General features: G+C 72.0%; 22 protein-coding genes. 8 read left to right on the top strand and 14 right to left on the bottom strand.

The window, feature by feature from the left end; translation table 11 throughout:
• Window positions 1-10: 10 nt before the first annotated feature.
• From TSH58p_RS21090 to TSH58p_RS21060, 7 genes are all read right to left on the bottom strand, one after another.
• On the bottom strand, window positions 11-1399 hold the full coding sequence (locus tag TSH58p_RS21090) for an amidase (protein ID WP_109071611.1): 1389 nt from the start codon (window positions 1397-1399) through the stop codon (window positions 11-13).
• Window positions 1396-1632, bottom strand: a complete 237-nt coding sequence (locus TSH58p_RS21085) for a hypothetical protein (RefSeq protein WP_109071610.1) — start codon at window positions 1630-1632, stop codon at window positions 1396-1398. The genes TSH58p_RS21090 and TSH58p_RS21085 overlap by 4 nt, the downstream gene beginning before the upstream one ends.
• A gap of 78 nt (window positions 1633-1710) precedes the next feature.
• Entirely contained in the window at window positions 1711-2475 is a 765-nt protein-coding gene (locus TSH58p_RS21080) for a GntR family transcriptional regulator (protein WP_109071609.1), read from the bottom strand.
• Window positions 2472-3677: a CaiB/BaiF CoA-transferase family protein gene (locus TSH58p_RS21075; RefSeq protein ID WP_109071608.1), complete on the bottom strand. Its 1206-nt coding sequence runs from the start codon at window positions 3675-3677 to the stop codon at window positions 2472-2474. The genes TSH58p_RS21080 and TSH58p_RS21075 overlap by 4 nt, the downstream gene beginning before the upstream one ends.
• Before the next feature lie 159 nt (window positions 3678-3836).
• Window positions 3837-5015 carry an acyl-CoA dehydrogenase family protein gene (locus tag TSH58p_RS21070; protein WP_199230202.1) on the bottom strand — a complete coding sequence of 393 codons (1179 nt, stop codon included), beginning with the start codon at window positions 5013-5015 and terminating at the stop codon, window positions 3837-3839.
• 23 nt (window positions 5016-5038) lie between these two features.
• Entirely contained in the window at window positions 5039-6445 is a 1407-nt protein-coding gene (locus tag TSH58p_RS21065; protein WP_109071607.1) for an MmgE/PrpD family protein, read from the bottom strand.
• An 80-nt stretch (window positions 6446-6525) separates the two neighbouring features.
• Entirely contained in the window at window positions 6526-7023 is a 498-nt protein-coding gene (locus tag TSH58p_RS21060) for a MaoC family dehydratase (RefSeq protein ID WP_014200021.1), read from the bottom strand.
• A gap of 135 nt (window positions 7024-7158) precedes the next feature.
• On the opposite strand from TSH58p_RS21060, the gene TSH58p_RS21055 reads away from it, so the two are divergent.
• From TSH58p_RS21055 to dctP, 3 genes are all read left to right on the top strand, one after another.
• Complete coding sequence (locus TSH58p_RS21055; RefSeq protein WP_109071606.1) at window positions 7159-8055, top strand: CoA ester lyase; 897 nt, start codon at window positions 7159-7161, stop codon at window positions 8053-8055.
• A gap of 53 nt (window positions 8056-8108) precedes the next feature.
• On the top strand, window positions 8109-9311 hold the full coding sequence (locus TSH58p_RS21050; protein WP_158282640.1) for an MFS transporter: 1203 nt from the start codon (window positions 8109-8111) through the stop codon (window positions 9309-9311).
• Between the two features lie 131 nt (window positions 9312-9442).
• Window positions 9443-10474, top strand: coding sequence for a TRAP transporter substrate-binding protein DctP (dctP, locus tag TSH58p_RS21045; RefSeq protein WP_109071604.1), 1032 nt, complete (start codon window positions 9443-9445; stop codon window positions 10472-10474).
• Window positions 10475-10557: 83 nt separating this feature from the next.
• Here dctP and TSH58p_RS21040 read toward each other — a convergent pair whose 3' ends face one another.
• The 4 genes from TSH58p_RS21040 to TSH58p_RS21030 all read right to left on the bottom strand — a co-directional run bounded on the left by TSH58p_RS21040 (window position 10558) and on the right by TSH58p_RS21030 (window position 15497).
• Complete coding sequence (locus TSH58p_RS21040; RefSeq protein WP_109071603.1) at window positions 10558-11262, bottom strand: SDR family oxidoreductase; 705 nt, start codon at window positions 11260-11262, stop codon at window positions 10558-10560.
• 135 nt (window positions 11263-11397) lie between these two features.
• On the bottom strand, window positions 11398-11523 hold the full coding sequence (locus tag TSH58p_RS34460; RefSeq protein WP_256380068.1) for a hypothetical protein: 126 nt from the start codon (window positions 11521-11523) through the stop codon (window positions 11398-11400).
• 207 nt (window positions 11524-11730) lie between these two features.
• Window positions 11731-12861 (bottom strand): glycosyltransferase family 9 protein, encoded by a 1131-nt coding sequence (locus TSH58p_RS21035; protein ID WP_109071602.1) that lies wholly within the window; start codon window positions 12859-12861, stop codon window positions 11731-11733.
• Window positions 12858-15497, bottom strand: coding sequence for a tetratricopeptide repeat protein (locus tag TSH58p_RS21030; RefSeq protein ID WP_109071601.1), 2640 nt, complete (start codon window positions 15495-15497; stop codon window positions 12858-12860). The genes TSH58p_RS21035 and TSH58p_RS21030 overlap by 4 nt, the downstream gene beginning before the upstream one ends.
• A 243-nt stretch (window positions 15498-15740) precedes the next feature.
• Between TSH58p_RS21030 and TSH58p_RS21025 the strand changes: the two genes are divergently transcribed.
• Genes TSH58p_RS21025 through TSH58p_RS21015 form a run of 3 tightly spaced genes read left to right on the top strand, consistent with a single transcriptional unit; the run spans window position 15741 to window position 17271 of the window.
• Complete coding sequence (locus TSH58p_RS21025) at window positions 15741-16340, top strand: RNA polymerase sigma factor (RefSeq protein ID WP_109071600.1); 600 nt, start codon at window positions 15741-15743, stop codon at window positions 16338-16340.
• Window positions 16337-16765 (top strand): hypothetical protein, encoded by a 429-nt coding sequence (locus tag TSH58p_RS21020; protein WP_109071599.1) that lies wholly within the window; start codon window positions 16337-16339, stop codon window positions 16763-16765. Before TSH58p_RS21025 ends, TSH58p_RS21020 begins: the two co-directional genes overlap by 4 nt.
• A complete protein-coding gene (locus tag TSH58p_RS21015; RefSeq protein WP_109071598.1) occupies window positions 16762-17271 on the top strand; it encodes a periplasmic heavy metal sensor in 510 nt (169 codons plus the stop codon). Before TSH58p_RS21020 ends, TSH58p_RS21015 begins: the two co-directional genes overlap by 4 nt.
• Before the next feature lie 6 nt (window positions 17272-17277).
• Here the strand turns inward: TSH58p_RS21015 and TSH58p_RS21010 are convergent, their stop codons facing one another.
• On the bottom strand, window positions 17278-17817 hold the full coding sequence (locus tag TSH58p_RS21010) for an ankyrin repeat domain-containing protein (RefSeq protein WP_109071597.1): 540 nt from the start codon (window positions 17815-17817) through the stop codon (window positions 17278-17280).
• A gap of 30 nt (window positions 17818-17847) precedes the next feature.
• Window positions 17848-18780, bottom strand: a complete 933-nt coding sequence (gene gcvA / locus TSH58p_RS21005; protein ID WP_247895538.1) for a transcriptional regulator GcvA — start codon at window positions 18778-18780, stop codon at window positions 17848-17850.
• 105 nt (window positions 18781-18885) lie between these two features.
• Between gcvA and TSH58p_RS21000 the strand changes: the two genes are divergently transcribed.
• Window positions 18886-19098, top strand: coding sequence for a DUF1127 domain-containing protein (locus TSH58p_RS21000; RefSeq protein WP_109071627.1), 213 nt, complete (start codon window positions 18886-18888; stop codon window positions 19096-19098).
• 39 nt (window positions 19099-19137) lie between these two features.
• On the opposite strand, the gene TSH58p_RS20995 is transcribed toward TSH58p_RS21000, so the two are convergent.
• Window positions 19138-19521, bottom strand: coding sequence for a hypothetical protein (locus TSH58p_RS20995; RefSeq protein ID WP_199230200.1), 384 nt, complete (start codon window positions 19519-19521; stop codon window positions 19138-19140).
• A gap of 191 nt (window positions 19522-19712) precedes the next feature.
• Here TSH58p_RS20995 and TSH58p_RS20990 point away from each other — a divergent pair, with 191 nt between their 5' ends.
• Window positions 19713-20108 (top strand): VOC family protein, encoded by a 396-nt coding sequence (locus tag TSH58p_RS20990; RefSeq protein WP_035682787.1) that lies wholly within the window; start codon window positions 19713-19715, stop codon window positions 20106-20108.
• Window positions 20109-20142 lie beyond the last annotated feature (34 nt).

The raw sequence follows: 20142 nt of genomic DNA, 5'->3' as shown, positions 1-20142 counted from the left end.
GGAACTCCCTTCACGAGAAGGCCTGTGTCTGGGGGACGCGGCGCAGCCAGCCGGCGGCGCGCTCGTAGGCGTCGGCGATGCGCAGCAGCGTGGCTTCCGCCTGCGGGCGGGCGATGAGCTGCATGGCGATCGGCATCCCGTCCGGATCGAATCCGGCGGGCGTGACGAGCGCCGGCAGGCCGAGGTAGGAGACCGGGCGGGTCAGCGCCGCCACCCCGGCGACCACCGCGGCCATCGCCGGCCCGGCCCCCACGTCGGTCTGGGCGGCGGTCGGCACGCGGCTGCGCAGGGCGGGGACGAACAGCGCGTCGCACTGGGCGAAGGGGCCGTCGATCATCGCCCGGAGATGAAGCGCGCGCAGTTGCTTCGCCTGGAGGTAGGAGGCCGCCGGCACCATCAGCCCCTGGAGAAGCCGGGCGCGCACCTGCGGGCCGTAGTCCTGCGGACGCTCGCGCAGCCAGGGCGCATGGACGGCCGCCGCCTCCGGCGTGAAGACGAGGTTGGCGAGGTCGCCGTAGGGCTCGTGGTCGGGGATGTCCACCTCCACGACGCGGGCACCGGCGCGCTCCAGCACCGCCCGCGCCCGCTCCAGCGCGGCGGCCACGGCGGGGTCCAGGCCGTCGTAGTAGAACTGGCGCGGGATGCCCAGCCGCAGCCCCTCGACCCCCTGGCCGATGGCGTCCGCGGCGTCCGTCCGCCCGGTGATGACCGAGAACAGCGTCGCCGCGTCCTCGGCGCTGCGCGCCAGCGGACCGACGCAGTCCAGGCTTTCCGACAGCGGCATCACGCCGTCCATCGGCGTCGCCCCCTGCGTCGGCTTCAGCCCGACCACGCCGCACAGCGCCGCCGGAAGCCGCACCGACCCGCCGGTGTCCGAGCCCAGCGAGCCGAAGGCCAGCCGCCCCGCCACCGCCGCCCCGGAGCCGGAGGAGGAACCGCCGGTGATGCGCTCCGGGTCCCAGGGGTTGCGGCAACGCCCGAGATGGGCGTTGTGCCCGGTCGGCCCCATGGCGAACTCCGCCATGTGCAGCGTGCCGAGCGTCACCGCGCCCGCCGCGTCCAGCCGCTCCAGCACCGTGGCCGTCCGCTCGGGGCGGAAATCGCCGCGGATCGTCGGGGACCCGCAGGTGCAGCGCTTGCCGGCGCGATAGAACATGTCCTTGTGGGCCAGCGGCACGCCGTGCAGCGGCCCGCGCAGCCGCCCGGCCCGCGCCTCCGCGTCGGCGGCGCGGGCGGCGGCCAGCGCCTCCTCCGGCTCGACCGACAGGAAGGCGTTGAGCGTCGGATTCAGCCGGGCGATGCGGTCCAGACAGGCATCCGCCAGGGCCTCCGCCCGCAGCGCGCCGTCGCGGACCGCCCTCGCGGCGTCCGTCAGGGTCAGCGATGTGGGGTCGGTCATGCCCGCTCCCCGGCAATGCGTCCAGCCGCCAGCGCGGTGTGGGCCAGCGCGGCGTGGGCGCCCAGCGGCACGTCGAACAGCGAGCCGCCGGGATGCGCCGCCGCCAGGATGCCCGGCACGGCGGCCAGCAGGCGACCGCACAGGGCGGCGTCGGCCTCGTCCAGGGTCACCCCCTGAATCCTGGCCAGGGTCCGCGCGCAAGCCGCGGCGTCCCCGATGAGGTTTTCCGTCATTCCTTCCCTCCCTTCCGGTGCTGTCCCCGCGCGGCTCTTCCGGCCGTTCGCCGCGGGCAGGGGCTTCGGCGCCCCCTTTTACCCGGATCGTTGCAGCGTCATTTCATAGCGGTATCGTCCGGCCGCGTGGCTGCTGACCGCAACCTCCAGCGCGTTTCCTTCGGCGTCCAGATAATGGCGGATCACCACGAGGATCGGGGTGCCGACCTCCACCGACAGGCGCGACGCCAGGTTGGCGTCCGCCGAGGTGGCCTCGATGGACTGCACGACCTCCTCGATGCGCAGGCCGTAGCGGCTTTCCAGCACCGCGTAGACGGCGACCGGAAAGGTGCCGATGGCCTGGGCCACGTCGTCGAAGGCGGCGGGCAGGAACACCTCGGTGTAGCAGAGCGGAGTCCGCTCCCCCGGCTGGCGGCGCAGCGCCACCACCCGGACCCAGGGCGTGTCCGGCGGGGAGCGCAGCAGCTCCGCCGTCCGCCCCTCCACCAGGATCTTCTCCACCGCCAGCACCTCCAGCCGGGTGGAGGAGGCGTACTGCCCGATCTCCGCGAGGCTGGACAGCGTGTTGTGGAACCGCCCGTCGGGGCGGGCGGCGGTCACCACCGACCCCGAGCCCTGGCGGCGCGCGATCAGCCCGAGATCCTGGAGCCGGCGCAGCGCCTCCCGCACCGTGTAGCGGCTGGCGGAGAAGCGCAGGCACAGCTCCTGCTCGGTCGGCAGCCGTTCGCCGACCCCGACCCGCCCGTCCGCGATGTCGGCGCGCAGCGCGTCCAGGATCTCCTGGAAGCGCGGCCCCTCCGCGGCGGACGGGCGGACGGAGGCCGGGCGAACGGCGGCTTTCACAGCGCCCCCTGCTCGCGCAGGGCGGCGATCCGCTCCGGCCCGATGCCGATGCGGCCCAGCACGTCCTCGGTGTCGGCGCCCAGCGCCGGGGCGGGTCGGGTGGGAAGCCGCTCGCCGCCGATGCGCACCGGCCCGGTCAGCATCCGCACCTTGCCTTTTGCGTCTGGGGCGGACCCGTCCGGATAGGAGAAGTCGGCCACCCGGTCGCTGTCGCGGACGAAGGGATTCTCCAGTGACTGGGCGATGTCGAGGACCGGGGCGGCGGGAACGGCGCCGCCGAGGATCTCCACCCACTCCGCCGTGTCGCGCTGGCCGAGCACCTCGTCCAGCAGGACGGTGAGCTGTTCGCGGTTGGCCAGCCGGTCCTTGAAGCTGCGGAAGCGCGGATCATCCCCCCATTCGGGCTTGCCGATCTTGTCGCAGAAGACCGGCCAGAACTTCTCCTTGTTGCACATCACGAACAGCCAGCCGTCGCGCGTCCGGTAGAGCTGCGACGGGGTCAGGGAGGGGTGCGCGGAGCGCGGCTCCCGTCCCTGGTTGTGGCCGCCGTTGAGGTACCAGGTGGCGAGGTAGGTCATGTTGTGCAGCGCCGTGTCGAACAGGCTGACGTCGACGTCCGAGCCCTTGCCGCTGGCCCGCGCCCCGACCACGCCGGAGACGAGGCCGAAGGCGGTCATCAGGCCGGTCATCATGTCGACCACCGACATGCCGAAGCGGGCGGGCGGGCCGTCCGGCTCGCCGGTCACCGACAGGTAGCCGGCCTCCGCCTGCATCAGATAGTCGTAGCCCGGCCAGGCCCGCCGCGGCCCCGTGCGCCCGTAGGCGGACAGGTGGGCGCAGACGATCTTGGGGTTGACCGCCTTCAGATGCTCGTAGGTGAGGCCCAGCTTGTCCGGCAGGTCGCCGCGCAGGTTGTCCAGCACGGCGTCGGCGTGGCGCACCAGCTCGTGCAGCACCGCCATGCCCTCGGGGTGCTTCAGGTTGAGGGTGATGCTGCGCTTGTTGCGGTTGAAGGACTGGTAGAAGTGGCTGTTGCCGGGGCCGAAGAAATGGGGACCGACATGGCGGCCGACCTCGCCGCCCTCGGCGGGATTCTCGACCTTGATGACTTCGGCCCCGAGATCGGCCAGCAGCATGGTGCCGAACGGGCCGGCGCCGTATTGCTCCACGGCGATGACGGTGACGCCTTCGAGGGGTAGCACGCGGTGTCTCCCTGATGGGGGTGTGCGGGGTGTGTGGGGAGTGGTTGCACTGGGCCCCCCTCCCGGCCTCCCCCCGCTTTCGCAGGGGGAGGAGATTGTCCCCTCCCCTGCGAAGCGGGGGAGGGTTAGGGAGGGGGCCCGTGAGCGACCACCCTCCCCTCACACCGGATTCTGCTCGATCAGCCGCTTGGCGATGATGATGCGCTGGATCTCGTTGGTGCCCTCGCCGATGCACAGCAGCGGGGCGTCGCGGTAGAGCCGCTCGACCACGAACTCCTTGGAGTAGCCGTAGCCGCCGTGGATGCGCATGGCGTCCAGGGAGTTCTCCACCGCCGCTTCGGAGGCGAAGAGCTTGGCCATCCCGGCCTCGTAGTCGCAGCGCTCGCCGCGGTCGAGCGCCTTGGCCGCCTGCTGCACGAGGAGCCGCGCGGCGGAGACGCGCGTCGCCATGTCGGCCAGCTTCATCGCCACGGCCTGATGCTCGTGGATCGGCTTGCCGAAGGTCTTGCGCTGCTGGCTGTACTTCACGGATTCGTCGAGCGCCGCCTGGGCGACGCCGACGCCGCGCGCCGCCACGTTGACGCGGCCAAGCTCCAGGCCGGAGATGGCGCAGGCCATGCCGCGGCCCTCGACCCCGCCGATCAGCCGGTCGGCCGGGACGCGGTAGTCCTCGAAGACCAGCTCGGCGGAATCGATGCCCTTGTAGCCCAGCTTCTCCAGCTTGCGGCTGACCTTGAAGCCCGGCCCCTTCTCGGCCAGGAACATCGTCATGCCCTTGTGGCGGGGCTGCGCCGTCGGGTCGGTCTTGACCAGCAGGGCGAAGCAGCTCCCCTGGATGCCGTTGGTGATCCAGGTCTTCGAGCCGTTGATGACGTAATCGTCGCCGTCGCGCTTGGCCACCGTGCGGATGGCCTGGAGGTCGGTGCCGCAGTCCGGCTCGGTCAGGGCGAGGCCGCCGCGCAGCTCGCCGGTGGCGAAGCGCGGCAGGAAGGCGGCCTTCTGCTCCTCCGTCCCCGTCTTGGTGACGATGAAGGCCATGATCAGGTGCGAGTTGATGATGCCGGACAGCGACATCCACACCGACGAGATGCGCTCGATCATCTTGGCGTAGGTCGAGGGGCGCAGGCCCAGCCCGCCATACTCCTCGGGGATCGTCGCCCCGAAGAGGCCCAGTTCCTTCATCCGCTCGACGATCTCGTCGGGGTAGGCGTCGTCATGCTCCAGCTTCAGGGCGACCGGCCGGACGTGGCGGTCGAGGAAGCGGTCCACGCTGTCGAGGATCAGGCGCTCCTGCTCGTCGCGTTCCGCGTCGGTCATGCTGGTGGTGGTGTCGCTCATGGCGTGTTTCCCGGAATGGATGGTCAGCGGACGGACGGCGACAGGACGGACAGCGAGTCCGCCGCGCGCGGGCTGGCGTCGAGGCCGAGGACGGCGTCGGCGATGCGCGCCGCGGCGGTGTCGTGCACGGCCATGGCGGCGTTGCCGCGGTACTTGTCGACGATCTCGGCGTTGGACAGCGGGCGGTCGGCGGCGCCGCGGTTGATGTGCTCGCGGTGGCGCAGCTCCCGCCCGTCGTCGAGCGTGATGACCAGCTCGCCCGAATAGGCCTTGGGGAAGGGCGAGTCCGGGTCGTGGCGGTAGGACACCTTCGACGCGATGTCGAGGATCGCCGCGTCGCCCAGCGCGTCGTTCTCCAGCTCCGCCAGGGTCAGGCGCCCGCGCACCAGGGCGGCGGCGACCAGGAAGGGCACGCTGAACTGCGCGTCGTAGGAGTTGGACGGCCGCTTCTTGTTGGCCTCCGGCTCGCAAACGGTCTTGACCACCTGCTCGGGCACCAGCGCCTCGATGCGGCGGATGCGCGCGAGGTCGAGGCCGTCGCGGCGCAGCTCCAGGGCGGCGTCCACGCAGGCGTGGGTGAAGTGGCAGGCCGGATAGGGCTTGATCGCCGTCGCCATCAGCTCCCACGTCCCGCCGAGGCCGGCGGTGGCGATGCCCAGATCGGCGCGCCCGGCCTCCTTGCCGAGATAGGCGTTGAACAGGCCGAAACGGCCCTCATAGGGGCGGGTGACGCCGGTGAAGCCCTCGCGGGCCAGCGCCGCCGCGGTGATGCCCGCCGCCGCCGCCCAGCCGGGATGCAGGCGCTTGTTCCAGGCGCCGTCCTCCAGGAACTCCAGGCTGCCGCTCGCCATCGACAGGGCGATGCCCTGGGCGGCGGCGAGCTGCGCGCGGGTCAGGCCGAGCAGCCGGCCGGCGGCCAGCGCGCAGCCGAACACGCCGATCATGCCCGTCGGGTGGAAGCCCACCTGATGGAAGCCGCCGCGCGCCACCGCGCCGAGCCGGGCCGCCACCTCGACGCCCAGCACATAGGCGCTGACCACGGACCGGCCGTCCGCCCCGGTCATCGCCGCCGCCGACAGGACGGCGGGCAGCACGCTGGCGGTCGGGTGGATGACGCCGCCGATATGGGTGTCGTCGTAGTCGAGGCCGTGGCAGAGCAGCCCGTTGACCGTCGCCGCGTCGCGGGCGGGCAGCGAGGCGGGCATGCCGATCACCGGCACCGGCCCCTCCCCCGCCAGCCCGCGCAGGGCGGTCAGCGTCTTGTGGGCGAAGTCGTAGCGGGTCGAGGCGAGCGCGATGCCCACGGCGTCCAGCATGTGATGCGGCGCGCGGGTGCGGACCTCCGCCGGGATGGCGTCGTCGGGGGTGTCGGCGACGAAGGCCGCCAGCGTGGCGGCGATGGATTCCGTGGTCGGATCGGTGGCGGGCATGGTTCCTCCCTTTTGTTCTTCTCGGGCCGTCAGTGCTTTCGGGTTGTCCGGATCAGTTGCCCCGGATCAGTCGCCCCGGATCAGTCGCCGATGCCGTGGCCCCGCTTGGGCACCAGACTGGCCCGTTCGAAGGTCAGGAAGACCGTGCCGTCGGCCTTGTAGCCCTCGGTGTAGGTGGTCACGATGCCCTGGGTCGGGCGCTTCTTGGATTCGCGCACGTCCAGCACCTTGGAGCGCGCGTAGATCGTGTCGCCGGGGAAGACCGGGGCGACCAGCTTGATCTCCTTCCAGCCGAGGTTGGCGACGGACTTGTAGGAGACGTCGTCCACCGTCATGCCCAGCACCATGGCCAGGGTCAGGCCGCTGTTGACCAGCGGCTTGCCGAACTCCGACTTCTCGGCGAAGGCGTGGTCGCAGTGCATGGGGTGGCGGTTCATCGTCAGCAGGCTGAACTGGATGTTGTCCGCTTCGGTGATGGTCCGGCCGGGGCGGTGTTCGTAGACATCGCCGACGGTGAAATCCTCAAGGTAGCGGCCGAGGTCGGCGACGATGGTCCGCGGTTCCTGAACATCGGGCATGGGCGGGTGTCTCTTGTCTGCGGATCGGAGGGGTGAGTGCGGGGCGCCGATCATTTCCGGATGACATGTTCAGCGCGTGTGATAGCATGTTGTACGTACAAATAACACGCCCCCTCACCCTTGGAAAGCGTTTTCATGCCCAACAATCCGCAAGCCACCGCAACGGCGCCGGAATCGCCGGTCCGCCGCTCCTACCTGTTCGTTCCCGGCGCCCGGCCGGACCGTTTCGCCAAGGCCCTGGGGGCCGGCGCCGACGCGGTCATCATCGACCTGGAGGACGCGGTGGCCCCCGGCGACAAGGACAGCGCCCGCACCGCCGTCTGCGCCTTCCTGCGGGAGCGCGCCGACGCGGGCGGCCCGGCGATTTTCGTTCGAACCAATTCGGTGCGCGGCCGCACCGGCCTGCTCGACATCCTCGCTTTGACCGACCCGGCGGACGGCGCGGCGCCGCGCTGGGCGGGCATCCTGCTGCCGAAGGTGGACGGGGCCGAGGACGTCCGGCTGGCCGCCGGGCTTCTCGACGAGCGCGGCCTGCCCGGCGCCCTCGGCGCGCTGATCGAGAGCGCCGACGGGCTGGAGAACGTCATGGCGATCGCCGCGGCCTCCCCCCGCCTGTCCTTCCTGATGTTCGGCGGGGGCGACCTGTCGGCGGAGCTGCGCGTGCCGCTGGCCTGGGAGCCGCTGGTGCAGGCCCGCACCCGGATCGTCCACGCCGCCGCCCGCTTCGGGCTGGACGCGCTGGACATGCCGTGGATCGCGCTGGACGACGAGGAGGGCTACCGCCAGGAGTTGGCGCGCAGCGTCCTGCACGGCTTCACCGCGCGCTCGGCCATCCACCCCAGGCAGATCGCCGCCATCCACGACGCCTACACCCCCTCGCCGGAGGCGGTCATCCACGCCGGGCGGGTCCTGGCCGCCTTCGAGGCGGCGGGCGGCGGGGTCTGCGTGCTGGACGGCAAGCTGGTCGAGCGGCCCCTGGTGCTGGGGTCCCATCGAATCCTGGCATTGGCCCGGCGGGCCGGAATGCTGTAGCCAGGGATTGACCGTTCATGCGCACCGCGCCACCGCCACTTGTACGGACCCCCATGACCACGCAAGAAACCCCGCCCGCCCCCTTTCCCCTGCTGCTGGCGGAGGTGACCAGCGTCCAGACCGTCGCCACCCTGTCGGTCCTGACGCTGGCGACGGTCGCCCCGCTGGCCGCGGCCTCGCTGGGAGTCGGGTCGGAGGCGGTCGGCTACCAGATCAGCGTCATCTACAGCGCCGCCGCCCTGGTGTCGGCCTTTGCCGGTCTGGTGGTCCGCCGCTGGGGCGCCGGCACGGTGGGCGTCCTGGCGCTGGCGCTGGGGCTGGTGGGCTGCCTGGGCATCGCCACCGGCTCTCTGTGGGTCGCGGCGCTGGCGTCGGTGCTGCTCGGCATCGGCTACGGGCTGGTGAACCCGTCCTCCTCGCACCTGCTGAACCGCTTCACCCCGCCGGCGCGGCGCAATCTGGTCTTCTCGCTGAAGCAGACCGGCGTGCCGCTGGCCGGCGTGCTGGCCGGGCTGACCCTGCCGGGAATCGGGGAGATCGCCGGCTGGCGGGGGGCGGCGCTCGCGGTGGCCGGCATGTTCGCGCTGCTGCTGGTCCTCTTCGCGCCGGGCCGCCGGGTGTGGGACGACGACCGCAGCCCCGGCCTGCCGATCCGCGGCAACCTGATGGAAGGGCCGCGGCTGGTCTGGCGGGTGCCGGCCCTGCGCGGCTTCGCGCTGATGGGCTTCTTCTTCTCGGCGATCCAGCTGTCGCTGATGGCCTTCACGGTGAACATGCTGGTGCACGACCTGCACTGGTCCATCGTGTCCGCCGGGCTGGCCGTGTCGGTGATGCAGGCGGCGGGGGCGGCGGCGCGCATCGGATGGGGGCTGCTGGCCGACCGGCTGCGCTCCGGCGTGGCGGTGCTGGGCGGCATCGGCGGGTTGTCAGCCGTCTCGGCCCTGGCCACCGCCGGGCTGGGGCCGAGCTGGCCGGTGCCCGCGGTGATCGGCGTGCTGACGGTGTTCGGCATCGCCGCCATCGGCTGGAACGGCGTGTTCCTGGCGGAGGTGGCGCGGGTCGCCCCGAAGGGCACGGCCAGCACGGCGACGGGCGGCGCCCTGATGTTCACCTTCTCCGGCGTGGTCGTCGGGCCGGCGCTGTTCGCCACCCTGTTCAACACGGTGGGCAGCTACGGCGAGACCTTCGCCCTGATGATGGCCTTCCCGCTGGCCGGGGCGGCGGCCGTCCTGTTCTGGTCGCGCCGCAGGACATGAGGGCGGCGGTCGCAGAGACCATCGCGGCGAGTTGTCCGTACAATAATGTTGGCACTCCCCACTGTTTTCCCCTATGATCGTTCGGACAAGCGGGCCAGAAGCGTCCGAACGCAGTCATGGGAGGGAAGCCAATGTTGAATCCGTCGCTGTTCAGGCCATTCTGGGCGAAGACGCTGCTGGTCGGACTGACCGTGGCCGGGCTGGCCGCCGGGACGCCGGGCCAGGCCCGCGCCCAGGCGGCGCCGGTCGAGATGGTGATGACCGACGAGATCGCGACGTCCCACTGGACCGCCAAGATGATGGACGAGTATGCGGCCCTGATCGAGGAGCGCTCGAAGGGCCGCATCAAGCCGAAGGTCTTCCACTCCGGCACGCTCTACAAGGACAAGGACGCCGTCGCCGCCCTCGGGTCGGGCGCCGTGCACATGGTCTGGCCGGTCAGCGTGCAGCTTGAGAGCATCGCCCCGCAGTACGGCGTGGTGAACCTGCCCTTCGCCGTCACCGACGCGGCGATGTCCAAGCCGGAAACCGCGCAGGAGGTCTCGAAGCTGCTGTCCGGTCTGGTGGCCGACAAGGGCATCCGCGTCATGGGGCTGATGCGCACCGCCGACCTGATCTTCCTCTTCAAGGACAAGGAGGTCGGCGCCGTCGGCGATCTGAAGGGCAGCAAGATCCGCCTGACCGGCGGGCGCGTCCTGCAGCTGCTGATGCGCGACTTCGGCGCCAGCCCGGTGTCGATGCCCGCCTCCGAAATGGCCGCGGCGCTGATGCAGGGTGCCATCGACGGCATCTACACCTCCGCCGGCGGCTGGGAGATGGTCGGCACCAACGCCGCCAAGGTCGCCTCGCTGGTGCCGGGCATGAGCCTGCTCACCTACTCCGTCCTGGTCGACGACAAGTGGATGAAGGGCCTGCCCGACGATCTGCGCCAGGTCGTCGAGACGACCACCAACGAGATCATCGCCAAGCAGTGGCAGCGCGCCATCGACGCCGACAAGAAGACCATGGACCAGATGATCGCCCAGGGCGGGCGTCTGGCCGTGGCGCCCGAAGCGGAGCAGGCGAAGTTCCGCGAGATCGCCAACAAGGTCAACCAGGACTATGTCCGGCGCTACCCTGAGGTCTGGAAGCAGTATCAGGCCATCGTCGGCAACAAGAGCTGAGGCGATCCCCCTCGCTTCACCTCGCGGTGCGGGCGGCGTTCCGGAAGGGGCGCCACCCGCACCGATTTTTTTTATGAGCGCGCTCAGACCGACCGCATGAGGCCGCCGTCCACCCGGATGTTCTGCCCGGTGATGTAGCCGGCCCCCTCGGAAGCGAGGAAGGCGACGGTCGCCGCGATCTCCTCGCTCTTGCCGTAGCGGGCCATCGGCACGCCCTGGCGCCGCTCCTCGGTCGCCGGCAGGCTGTCGATCCAGCCGGGCAGCACGTTGTTCATCCGCACATTGTCTGCGGCGTACTGGTCGGCGAACAGCTTGGTGAAGGAGGCCAGCCCGGCCCGCGCGACGGCGGAGGTCGGGAACATCGGGCTCGGCTCGAAGGCCCAGGCGGTCGAGATGTTGATGATCGTCCCGCCCTTCTGCCCGACCATGACCGGGGTGACCAGCCGGACGGCGCGGACGACGTTCAGGAAATAGACCTCGATCCCCTTGTGCCAGTCCTCGTCGGTCAGCTCCAGCAGCGCCTTGCGCGGGCCGTGGCCGGCGCTGTTCACCAGCGCGTCGATGCGGCCCCAGCGCTCCATCGTCCGGCTCACCAGACGCTCCAGGTCCTCGGCGGACTGGTTCGAACCGGTCACGCCGATGCCGCCCAGCTCCTCGGCCAGAGCCTCACCCTTGCCGGAGGAGGACAGCACCGCGACCTTGAATCCGTCCGCCGCGAGGCGCCGAGCCGCCGCGGCACCCATGCCGCTGCCGCCCGCGGTGATGATGGCAACCTTATCGCCCATGATTCGTCATCCCTCTCCTGCCGGAACGGTTCATCCGTTCTTTCCCGTGCCTGTATGACACCGGACACGGGACGAGGCCAAGGGAAGCGTGCGCGCAACGTCGGACGCCGATAAGGACAGCGCCGGATTGAGGGCCGGTCAGTGGGCGAGCAGGAAAGCCAGCGACGCGACCGGGGCCACGGTGACGAAGCCGACGGCGACGAAACGCTCGACCGGGCTCCAGGACGCCCAATCCCGCTGAAGCGAGGACAAGAACGACTTCATGATCCCTCACGGACCGGCTGATGTTGCAATGCATATAAGATACGGTTTCCGGGGGCCTTCGTGCCAGGGGCGTGGCTTCCGCATCGCGAAATATCGGGGAGTGATGCAGCGCCGCCACAGGCCGGAAAGCGGCACTCCGAAAGGGCTTCGCCGGATCGGTTCGGCCGAGGGTTGCCCATCGGCCACAGGGTCCGATGGACGGACGGCTCAGGACGACGCGCCGCCGTTCCCGCCGAACAAGGCGAGGATGCGTGCCGCCGCCAAATCCGGCGGGATCGAGGCGATGCAATGCGCCTCGGCCGCCGTGCAACTTTCCGCCGGACAGGGCGCAAGCGCCGCCGCGGGCCGCAGCACCAGCGCCCGCGCGCACCAGGGGCGGAAGCGGTCCGGCGCGTGGTAATGGTTGGGGTCCCCGCCTTCCGGATGGCAGGAGAAGACGGCGACCGGCACGCCCACGGCGGCCCCGAGATGGGCCGGGCCGGAATCCATGGCGATCAGCCCCGCCGTCCGTTCGATCACCGCCGCCGCCAAGCGCAGGCCGGTCCGCCCGGTGAGATCGGTCACCCATCCCGGCAGGGCCGCGGCGATCCGCTCCGCCGCCGCCCGCTCCAGCTCCGTGCCGAGCACCGCCACCCGCGCGCCGAGCGCGATCGCCACCACGGCAACCACCGCCGCCAGCCGGTCCGGCGGGTATTCGCGGCGCGAGGCGGCGGCCCCCGGCGCCACGGCGATGACCCGCTCCCCCGCCGCTCCGGCCAGCAGGCGGGCGGCCTCCGCCCGGTCCTCCGCGGTCAGACGCAGTTCCACCCCGGCGCCGTCCGGAACCCCGCCGGCAAAGCGCAGCAGGGCGAGGTTCTGCTCCACCTCGTGGCGGCCGGGCGGGGGTGTCAGCCGGTGGGTGTAGGCGCGGTCGAAGCCGGCGTTGCCCGACGCCTTCCAGGGCGTGACCGCCTCGGAGAATCCCAGGACGGCGCGGGCACGGCTGTTCGCGGCGAGCGCCGTGGCCCCATGCCGGTCGAAATCGTAGCGGGGGACCAGCGTCAGGTCGAAACCGGCGCGGAACGCCTCCGCGAAGGCCGCGGCGCCGCCGGGCGTGACGCCCCTCAGGTCGATCCCGCCCCCCGGCTTCGGATGGGGCGCCACCACCGCGTCGACATGCGGGCAGGTCTCGGCGAGGTCGGCCACGGCCGGGCGGACCGCCAGCACGATGCGCGCCCGCGGCGCCGAGGCCCGCAGCCCGCGCAGGAAGGGCGTGGCGAGGACGAAATCGCCCGCCTCGTCCAGCTTCACCACCAGGATGCGCCGGGCGGACGACAGATCGAAGACGGCGTCCGTCATGCCGCTCTCATGTCGATGCGGGCGGGCGGCAGGCCGGCGCACCAGCGCCGCCACGCCATGCGGTAACCGGCCTCGACCGCCGCGGTGTAGCCCGCCTCGTCCATCAGGGGGGAGCGCGCCATGCGTTCGCGCAGGCCGGCGCGCTGAGCGTCCAGGAAGGCGCGGTCCGTGGCCAGCCGGACGGCGAGCGCCACATAGTCGTCCTCCCGCTCCACCACCAGCCCACCCAGCCCGACGCTGCCGAGCATCGTGGCGCCCCAGCGGGAGATCATCGCCTCCCCGGCGATGGACAGCACGGGAACCCCCATCCACAGCGCGTCGCAGGTCGTCGTCCCGCCATTGGCGAAGACGGGGTCGAGCGCGCAATCGAGCAGCCGATAATCCTTGTAGGGGTCCGGGGCGGTGCCGCGCAGCAGAAGCCGCGACTCCGCGACTCCATGGGCGGCGAAGGCGTCCAGCACCCGCCGCGCCACACCGCCGCCGGACAGCCCCCGCCATTTCAGCATCAGCCGGGCCTCCGGCACCGCCGCCAGGACCCGACCCCACAGCGCCAGCGTGGAGGAGTTCAGCTTCGTCAGGTTGTTGAAGGAGCCGAAGGTGAACACCCCCGCCGTCTCCACCGGCGGGCGGGCCGGCGGTGCCGCGGCGGATTCCGCGGGGCGGTAGCACAGCACGCTGCCGGGCAGGCGGATCAGCGCCTCCGTGTGCAGGGCGTCCGCGCTCGCCGCGGCGAAGCGGTGGTCGGAGAACTGGTAGTCCATCGCCGTCAGCCCCGTCGTGTTCGGGTAGAGCGGCAGGCTGACCTGGACCGGTGCCGGACGGCGGATGAACAGGGGCATGCGGTTGCGCGACATGTGCCCGCCGCAGTCCACCAGCACGTCGATGCCGTCCGCCCGGATCAGCCGCTCCAGCTCGCCGTCCGGCAGGGCCGCGACGGCGCGCCAGCGGTCGGCCAGCGCCGCGAAGCGGTCCGTCGCCGCGTCCTTCGGCAGGTCGGCGTAATAGCAGGTCACCTCCACCGCCGACCGGTCGTGGCGCTCGATCAGCGGCAGCAGGAAGTGATAGCCCGGCCCCGGGTAGCGCTGGAAATCCGGCGACAGATAGCCGACGCGCAGGCGCCGCTCCGGATCGCGGTCCACCGCGTCGAAGCGCGGGGCGGCGGGCGGCACCGGCATCACGGCGCTCTCGAACCGCCGGTGCTCCCCGAACACCGCGCCGAGGTCCGCCTCCTCGGCGAAGCACAGGCAGAACAGCAGGTTGGAGCGCACCTCCGCGTCCTGCGGCGCGCGGTCCAGCGCGGCGCGCAGGGCGGCCACCGCCTCGCCATGGCGGCCCAGCGCCATCAGGGCGACGCCCAGGTTGGAGCTGGCCAGCGCCTCCCGCTCCGCCGCGCGCAGGGCCAGCGCCCGCCGCAGCAGGATCAGCGCCTCGTCGAAAGCGCCCGCGTCGATGGCGTGGGTGCCGAGGTTGGTCCAGCCGGCGGCGCCGTCGGGCTGAAGGGCCACCGCGCGCCGGAACCACGCCCGCGCTTCCTCGGGGCGCTTGGCCCGGTGCTGGACGGCCCCGGCGTTGAGGGCGTGGCCGGCCTCCTCCGGGTCGGCGCGGACGGCGCGGCGGGCGGCGGTCGCGGCCTCCTCCACCCGTCCCAGGGCCGACAGCGCCATGCCCAGCCCGGTCAACGCCTGGGCGGAGTCCGGAGCCAGCGCCAGGGCGCGCCGGTAGCAACGCGGCGACGCCGCGGGATGCCCCCGCTCCTGCCACAGGTTGCCGAGCACCAGCAGGGAGTCGGGCGCCGGGGCCAGCGCCGCCGCCCGCTCCAGCCACGCCGCCCCCTCGCGCCACGGTCCTACCACGGCCAGCGCCGCTCCCAGGATCTTCGCGCCTTCGCCGTGGCCCGGCTCCAGCGCCACCAGCCGGCGCCCCGCCTCCGCGGCACCCGCCATATCGCCCAGCGCGTGGCACAGACCGGTCACCTGCTCCCGCGCCTGGACCAGCAGCGGCGCCAGGGCGGCGGCGCGGCGGAAGGCGGCGAGCGCGTCCCGCGGGCACCCGGCGTCGCGCAGCGCGGCCCCCTGGTTGTAGACCGCCAGCACCTCACCGGGGGCGAGCGCCGACGCCCGCCCGTACCAGTCCGCCGCCGGGGCGGGCCGCCCCAGATCGTACAGCGCGTCGGCCAGCGCGTTGACGGCCTCCCCATCCTCCGGCGCCAACGCCAGCAGGCGGCGGAAGGCCTGCGCCGTGGCCTCCGCCCGGCCCAGCTTGGCGTGGGCGGCGGCCTCCAGCCGGTGATGGTCGGGGACCAGCGGGGCGAGGCGGGCGGCGTGGCCGTAGGCGTCCGCGGCCTCCGCCCAGCGCCCCGTCGCTTCCAGCACGCGGCCCAGGTTGAGGCGGAAGACCGGCTGGGTCCCATCCTTCGCCACGGCCTTGCGGATCAGCGCGATCCCGGAGTCGGGATCGCCGGTCTGCGCCGTCAGCAGGCCCAGCAGATGCAGCGCGTCGCTCTGCTCCGGCGCGTGGCGCAGCACCCGCTCGTAGAGGGGCCGCGCCTCCGCCAGCCGTCCGTTCTGGTGATGGACGACGGCCTGCGCCAGCGTCTCCTGGAGCGTGGCGGGGGAAGAATCGCGGCTGGCGCTCATGACGGTCCGTGTGTCTGGCCCGCTGACGGGTTTGGGGCTTCGGGGCGCGCAGTGTAGCGCGCCGGCACCGCCGCGGGTACGAATGCCTTGAGACCGCCGGGCGTATCCGATCGCAAATTTTCGGGCCACAAATTTTCGGGCCACAAGTTTTTGGTCCGGACCGCGCAGGAGTTCCCGACCGCCCGCGTATCACCACCAACAGGCTCCCCGGAGCCGGCCGGACGGCCCCGGATGCAGGCCAGGATGCAGGAAGGAGCAGAGGATGGCCGCGTGGCGGTGATCGACGAGGATGACGACGAATCGCTGATGGCCGAAACGGCCGCGGGGAACCGGGCGGCCTTCGACCGGCTGACCCGCCGTCACCTGCGCCGGAGCCTCGCGCTCGCCCACCGGGTGGTCGGCAACGCGAGCGACGCGGAGGAGGTCGTTCAGGACGCCTTCCTGCAGATCTGGACGCACGCCGACCGCTGGCGCGGCGACGGGACCCGCTTTTCCACGTGGCTCTACCGCATCGTCGTCAACCGCTCGATCGACTACCGCCGCCGCAAGAGTTTCCAGCCCCTGGACGACGCCGTGGAGATCGTCGATCCGGCCGTCGGCGCCGACGGGCTGCTGGCGGAGCGCCAGCTCAGCGCGGCGGTGGACGCGGCGATCGCCGCCTTGCCGGAACGGCAGCGGGCGGCGCTCAGCCTGTGCTACTACCAGGAGATGAACTGCGCGGAAGCATCGGAGGTTCTGAACGTCTCGGTCTCGGCCATGGAAAGCCTGCTGGTCCGGGCGCGGCGCATGGTCCGCACCCGTCTCAACTCCCTGATCCGTCAGAAGGACGGCGACGAGAAATGACACTCAAAGAGTTCAAGCGCTTCGCCGACCTCTACGGCGGCGACATCGACCGCTGGCCCGCGACGGACGGCGTCGATGCCCTGACCCTTCTCGAAAATTCCGCCGAGGCGCGGGCCATCCTGGCCGACGCCGCGACGCTGGACGCCCTGCTCGACCGCGCTGCCCCGACGATGACCGAGGACAGCGTGCAGCGGGTGCTGAACGGCATCGCCGCAAGGCTGGACGCGCCGGTGGAGCCGGCCCCCGCCCCCTGGACCCTGGCGGCCCCGCCCATGCGCTTCTGGCCGACCGCGGGATTCCTCGCGGCCATGGGGATGGCGGGTTTCCTCGCCGCCGTCCAAGGTGTCCTGCCGGTGCGGAACGCCCAGGCGAACGGTTATGCGGAGGTCGTGGTGAACAGCAGCTATCTGGGGGCGATCCGATGAGCCGGCCCACCGGTGGTCCCGCCGCCCTCCACCCGTCAGCCCGCCATCCGGGGACGGGAAGCCCCGCCCCGCGCCGCTGGCCCTGGTATCTGCTGGTCGGCTCGCTCGCCGTGAACATGCTGCTGGGCGGCATCCTGGCCGCGCAGGCGCTGCATCTCCTGCCCCCGCCCCCACCGCCCGATCCCGGCCAGGGAATCGCGCGCCTCGTCGAACGGGCGGAGCGGGAGCTGTCTCCGACCGACGCGGCGATTCTGAGGCGCGGCTACGAGGCGGAGCGCACGGCGGTCGACCGCATGCATGAGAACATGGAGTCCATGCGCCGCCAGCTTCGCGACAGCATGCAAGCCCCCATCTTCGATCCGGAAGGCCTGCGGCGCGCCCTCGAACAGGCCCACGCGACCGAGGCCGAACTGCGCAGCCGTCTGGACAGCCGCGCGATCGAGGTGCTCAGCCAACTGTCGCCCGAGGGGCGCCGCAAGCTGCTGGAGATGGGCCCGCCGCGCTGACGGCGGTCAGGCGGTGCCGCCGTCTGCCAGCCGGGCGGCGGCGTTCGCGGCGCCCATGGCGAGCGCCGCCTCGCGGGCGGTCAGGCCGCGGGCGTCCCGCAAGCCGGGATCGGCGCCGCGGGCCAGCAGAACGTCCATCATCGCGACGCGGTCGAACATGGCGGCGGTCATCAGCGCCGTCCGCCCGTCCGGCCCGCAGCCGTCCACCGCGGCGCCCTCCTCCAGCAGAACGCGCAGCACCGCCTCATCCCCCTTGAAGGCGGCGGCGGCCAGCGGCGTCTGCCCGCGGTCGTTCGCCAGTTCCGGATCGGCGCCATGGCGCATCAGGTTGCGGGCCAGCTCGGCATGGCCGTGGTAGCTCGCCAGCATCAGCAGGCTGTCGCCCTTGTCGTTGCGCAGGTTGGGCGGCAGGCCCATCTCCAGCAACTCGGTCAGCTCGCCGGTGCCGCCGGACCGCGCCCAGTGGAACAGCTTCCCGGCGAAGGCGATGGTGTCCTCATCGAGGTCCCTGCCCGGCTCCCGTTGCGGCTCCCCCTGCGCTCCCATGGCGGCGCTCCCCCCGGTCAAGGTTTCGGCTCAAACCGGGGAAACAGCCGCCGCAGCACTTTGTTGCGCCATCTCGTCGCGCGCCTCCGCCAGCAGCCAGCCGCGGAAGGCGGCAACGGCGGGGCGGTCCTGCATCCCCTCCGGGCAGACGAACCAATAGCTGCCGGACGACGCCTCGATCTCCGGGAAGGGCAGGACGAGGCGGCCCGCCGCCACGTCCTCGGCGCACAGCATGCGGTCGGCGACGGTGGCGCCCATCCCGGCGGCGGCGGCCTGCATCGCCGGATCCATGGCGTCGAACACCGCGCCCTGGCGAAGCGCCTCGAAGAAGGGCAGCCCCGCCGCGGCCAGCCAGGCCCGCCAGTCCTGCCCCTCCGAACAGCCGTGCAGCAGCGGGATGGCGCCGAGGTCCATCGGGACCCGCAACCGCTCCGCCAGGACCGGCGGACAGACGACGGTCAGCCGCTCCGGCAGCACCTCCACCGCGGAGAAACCGGCCGGCACCTCCCGGCAATAGGTGATGGCGGCGTCGAACTCCTGCGGATCGAACTCCAGCCCGCTGCTCCAGGCGACGGTCACCCGCACCTGCACGTCGGGGTGCCGCGCCTGGAAGCGGACCAGCCGCGGCATCAGCCAGCGGATGCCAAAGGAGAAGGCCACCTTGATCCGCAGGTCCCGCCCCCGCGCCGCCAGCCGCGCCGCCGTCCCGGCGATGCGGTCGAAGGACTCCGACAGCACGGGCAGCAGGGCGCGCCCGTCGTCGGTCAGCTCGACCCGGCGGGTCAGCCGCCGGAACAGCGGCACGCCCAGCCACTCCTCCAGCCCCATGATCTGCCGGCTGACCGCGCCCTGGGTCACGCACAGCTCGTCCGCCGCCTTGGAGAAGCTCTCGTGGCGGGCCGCCGCCTCGAAGGCGCGCAGGGCGTGAAGGGGCGGCAGGGCACGCCGCATGGGACGCTCCATGGATGACTCTCGCTCATCCATCTTATGAGAAAGCATGGTTTGTCGTCCACGCACCGACGCGCGATTTTCCGGCTTCGAGGAATGACCGACCGGCGGGAGGGCCGCATGACGAGTATGAGCGGAACGCACGACAAGCGGAGCGGCGGTGCGACCGCCGGCCCCACCGCCCTCTCCTGGCTCGCCCGCCTGAACGGCTGGCGGGAGCGGCGGGCGCTGCGCCGCGCTCTGGCCCGGATGGACGCGCATCTCTGGGCCGACCTCGGCTTCGACGAGGCGGCGGCGCGCGAGGAGATGGACAAGCCGTTCTGGAGGCGGTGATCCCCGCCTAAGCCTTCGGCTGGCTATTCCATCGGCTGGCTATTCCATCGGCTGATCGAGCGGGCGCCCCATCGCCCCACCCGCCGCCGCCCCCAGGGCGCAGCCCAGCGCCGCGGCCGGGCCGGTCGCCGGCAAGGCGGCCCCGCCGGTCGCCGCACCCGCCGCAACGGCGCCCGTCGCCCCCACCGCCCCGCCGGCCAGACAGCCGAGCGTCAGCCCCGCCACCGTGTGCCGGTTCTGGTACAGCAGGGCGCCGCCCAGGATGATCGCGCGCTCCGCCCCGTCGCGCAGCCCGTCCGTCCTGTCGGACAGCCAGCCGCGCCATTCGGATGTGGGCGATGCGGCCTGGGCCGCCGGCGCGGCCATGAGCGCGAGCGTGGCGAAACACGCCGCGGCGAGGGATCGGCCCGTCCTGTGTCGCATGGGATGCTCCTTTTCCGGGTCGTCAGGATACGCCATCGCGGCCGGAACGCCGTCCCGAAAGGAGGGATGAACGACCGCCGACCGGGCTACCCCCTTCGCGTTGGGCCTGTAGTAGATACTTACTGCCAAGCCAACAATCAGCATCGCTAACATTCATGCTGGAGCCACCAACCGGAACGGAGCCAGCCCCCATGGCCAAGGCCATCCACATGATGATCCGGGTCCTCGACGAGGAGCGGTCGCGGGACTTCTACGCCCGCGCGTTCGGCCTGGAATGCGCCGACCGCTACGCCTTCGACGGCTTCACCCTGGTCTATCTGCGCAACGCCGAAAACGACTTCGAGATCGAGCTGACCATCAACCACGGGCGCACCGAACCCTACGCCCACGGCGACGGCTACGGCCATCTGGCCGTCTGCGTCGAGGATCTGGACGGGGAACACCGGCGCTTCACCGCGCTCGGCTACGGCCCCAACCCGATCAAGGAATTCGCGCGGGACGGCGCGCTGATGGCCCGCTTCTTCTTCGTCCAGGACCCCGACGGCTACAAGATCGAGGTCCTCCAGCGCCACGGCCGCTACCGCTGACACAGGCGCGGCCCCTCGAAGCAAAAATCATAAT

It is taken from the genome of Azospirillum sp. TSH58 (genome assembly GCF_003119115.1).
Taxonomy (GTDB): Bacteria; Pseudomonadota; Alphaproteobacteria; order Azospirillales; family Azospirillaceae; genus Azospirillum.
The sequence above is the reverse complement of the archived record's forward strand: the minus strand, read 5'-3'. Positions and strand labels throughout refer to the sequence as shown.